General features: G+C 70.7%; 3 protein-coding genes and 1 pseudogene. 3 read left to right on the top strand and 1 reads right to left on the bottom strand.

Annotated features, from left to right (window positions below):
- The 3 genes and pseudogenes from HUU96_RS13735 to HUU96_RS13745 form a co-directional block, all read left to right on the top strand.
- Positions 1-213 (top strand): annotated as a pseudogene (locus HUU96_RS13735) (NAD(P)/FAD-dependent oxidoreductase); the annotation flags it as partial.
- A gap of 31 nt (positions 214-244) precedes the next feature.
- Positions 245-640 (top strand): peptide-methionine (R)-S-oxide reductase MsrB, encoded by a 396-nt coding sequence (msrB, locus tag HUU96_RS13740; protein ID WP_174293315.1) that lies wholly within the window; start codon positions 245-247, stop codon positions 638-640.
- Between the two features lie 67 nt (positions 641-707).
- Entirely contained in the window at positions 708-2,777 is a 2,070-nt protein-coding gene (locus HUU96_RS13745) for a transglycosylase domain-containing protein (protein ID WP_174293316.1), read from the top strand.
- On the opposite strand, the gene HUU96_RS13750 is transcribed toward HUU96_RS13745, so the two are convergent.
- Positions 2,753-3,202: M48 family metallopeptidase (locus HUU96_RS13750; RefSeq protein ID WP_174293317.1), on the bottom strand; the 450-nt coding region annotated here is incomplete at its 5' end. The two genes, HUU96_RS13745 and HUU96_RS13750, sit on opposite strands and share 25 nt — an antisense overlap.

Raw genomic sequence — 3,202 nt, forward strand, 5'->3', positions numbered from 1 at the left:
GCCGCCGCCACCGCCTATCTGCGCGGCGGTCCCGGCGCGGCAGCGCAGTGGCAGCCCCGCTTCGCGCGCCGCCTCGCCCGGCCGATCGCGCTTGCAGGATTGGTCCGCGACCTGGCCGAGAGCCGCCGGGCCGCCGCGCTGCTGCCGCTGGCGCGAACCCCCGGCCTGATCCAGATCATCGCGCGCGCCACCCGGATCGCCCAAGCCGCTTGAAGCCCGACCACCCGCTCACGACATGGATGCCATGGAACAGTTCAACCTCTCCGAGACCGAGTGGCGCAAGCGGCTGTCGCCCGAGCAATTTCATGTCCTGCGCGAGGCCGGGACCGAGCGCGCCTTTGCCGGCACGCTGACCGACAACAAGGCGGACGGGCTGTACCGCTGCGCCGCGTGCAGCCTTGAGCTGTTCGATAGCGCCGACAAGTTCGACTCCGGCTCGGGCTGGCCCAGCTTCACCCAGCCGATCGCCCCGGATCGCGTCGCCGACCATACCGACCGCAGCCACGGCATGACCCGCACCGAGACCCGCTGCGCGCGCTGCGACAGCCATCTCGGCCATGTCTTTCCCGACGGGCCGCGGCCGACGGGGCTGCGCTATTGCATGAACTCGGTCGCGCTGGAGTTCCGCGCCCGCCGCTGAGCCGTAGGTGGTGCCGGCGGCAACCGCTTGTCGGCAGGGCCGTTAGCCGATAGTCCGCCATCCAGCGATGGCCCGTGCGCGTTCCCCCCGTTCCTCCCAGCCTCGGTCTCCCTGGCGTCGACGGCTGGTGCTGTCGCTGCAGCTGCTGGCCGGGCTGGGGGTGCTGGGGCTGATCGCGCTGGTCGCCACCGTCTACGTCACTGCCTCGCAATTGCCGGACTTCGACCAGCTGAAATCGTCGCCCAACGGCCAGATGATCCGCGTCCACGCCGCCGACGGCTCGGTGATCGTGTCGTTGGGGCCGAGCTATGGCGACTGGCTGCCCTATGACAGGATTCCGGCGGTGATGCGCGATGCGACCGTGTCGGTCGAGGATCGCCGCTTCCGCTCCCATCTCGGCGTCGACCCGATCGGCATCGCCCGCTCGGTCGAGGTGCGGGTGCAGCGTGGCCATTGGGCGCAGGGCGGCTCGACGATCACCCAGCAGCTGGCGCGCAACGTCTTCCTGTCGAGCCAGAAGAAGTTCGGCCGCAAGGCGCGCGAGTGGATCCTGGCGCTGGCGATGGAGCGCAAATTCTCCAAGGACCAGATCCTCGAACTCTACCTCAACAAGGTCTATTATGGCGGCGGGGCCTATGGCATCGACGCGGCCTCGCGGAAATTCTTTGGCCATGGCGCGGACCAGCTGAGCCTTGCCGAGGCGGCGGTGATCGCCGGGCTGGTCAAGGCTCCTTCCAATTACTCGCCCACAGCCGACAGCGAGGCCGCGGTCGGGCGCGCCGGCGTCGTGCTGGCGGCGATGGTGCGCGCCGGAACGGTCACCGCCGAGCAGGCGAAGGCGGCCGATCCCGACAGCCTCAAGCTCGCCCCCGAGCCCAAGCAGAACAGTGTCCGCTACTTCACCGACTGGGCGCTGCCGCAGCTCGACGTGCTGATCGACGAGCAGAAACAGCCGCTGGAGGTGTGGACGACGATCGACCCCGCCATGCAGCGCGTCGCCGATGCCGCGGTCCGCGGCAACGTGCCGGGCGGGGCGCAGGGCGCGCTGGTGACGCTCGACCGCGACGGGGCGGTCAAGGCGATGGTCGGCGGCACCGACTATGTCACCTCCAACTACAATCGCGCCACCCAGGCGGTCCGCCAGCCGGGCTCGTCGTTCAAGCTGTTCGTGTATCTCGCCGCGCTGGAGGCGGGGCACAAGCCGGAGGACTCGATCGTCGACGAGCCGGTGACGATCGACGGCTGGAGCCCGCGCAACGACAGCCGGCGCAACTCGGGGCCCGTCTCCTTACGCACCGCCTTCGCCTATTCGCTCAACACGGTGGCGGCGAAGCTGGGGCAGGAGGTGGGCTTCACCACCGTCGCCGACATGGCGCGCCGCTTCGGCATCACGACGGCGGTCAACACCCACCCGTCGATGGTGCTCGGCACGTCGGACGTCCGGCTGATCGACATGACCCGCGCCTTTGCCAGCGTCGGCGCCAACGGCGTCGCGGTGACGCCCTATGGCATCCTGAAGGTCACCAGCAACGGCCAGACGCTCTACGCGCACGAGGTCGATAACGGCCATGTCCTGGTCGCGCCCTATGTGGCGGCGCAGATGGTCGACCTGCTGCAGACGGCGGTCAACACCGGCACCGGCCGCCAGGCGCAGATCGGCCGGCCGGTGGCGGGCAAGACCGGCACCACCACCTCCAACAAGGACGGCTGGTTCCTGGGCTTCTCCAGCGGCCTCACCACCGGCGTCTGGATGGGGCGCGACGATGCTCGCACCATCCCCGGCCTCCATGGCGGCACCGCGCCGGCGCGCGCGTTCGCGGCGATGATGAAGCCGGCCACCGCCAGCCGCCCGATCGAGCAATTCCAGACCCAGGTGACGCTGCCCGACATGCAGCTCGACGACGACCTGTATTTCGGGCAGCCCGACAACGGTACCTATGTAGACGACGACGGCAACCCGGTGCCCCCCGCCGATCAGCCCGCCGCACCCGTCGACCAGCCCGCGCCCGCCGACGCGCCACGCCCTCCCGACGCACAGGCGCGCCAGCAGCTGGATCAGGACTGGATTGACCGGGTGACGGGGCGGGGTGCGCCGCGCCGTCCCGCCCGGGCTCAGGACGACCGACCGAACCAGTGAAGCGCCGCGCCATGCGCGCGCAGCCACGCCCGCGCCGGGGTGGCATCACCGCCCAGCAGCTGATCGACCAGCGCGTGGAAGCCGGCGCCATGGTTCATGTGGACGCGGTGCGCGACCTCATGCGCCACCGTCGCCCGCCGCACCCAGTCCGGCGCGAGGATCAGCCGCCAGCTATAGCGGATCGCGCCGTCATGCGCGCAACTGCCCCAGCGCCCGCGCGGATCGCCGACCGCGACCTTGCTGACCTTGACGCCCGCCGCCGTCGCGAACTCGGCGGTCTCGCGCGCCAGCACCGTCAGCGCCTCGCGCCGCAGCCATGCCTCGACGCGGCGGCCCAGCGTCTCGGCAGGACCAGCGGCGACCAGCTCGTGAGCGCAGCGGCCAGGAACGTCACCGTCGCCACCGGTTCGCTGACCTATGAGGGC

Source organism: Sphingomonas bacterium (assembly GCF_903644135.1).
GTDB lineage: Bacteria > Pseudomonadota > Alphaproteobacteria > Sphingomonadales > Sphingomonadaceae > Sphingomonas.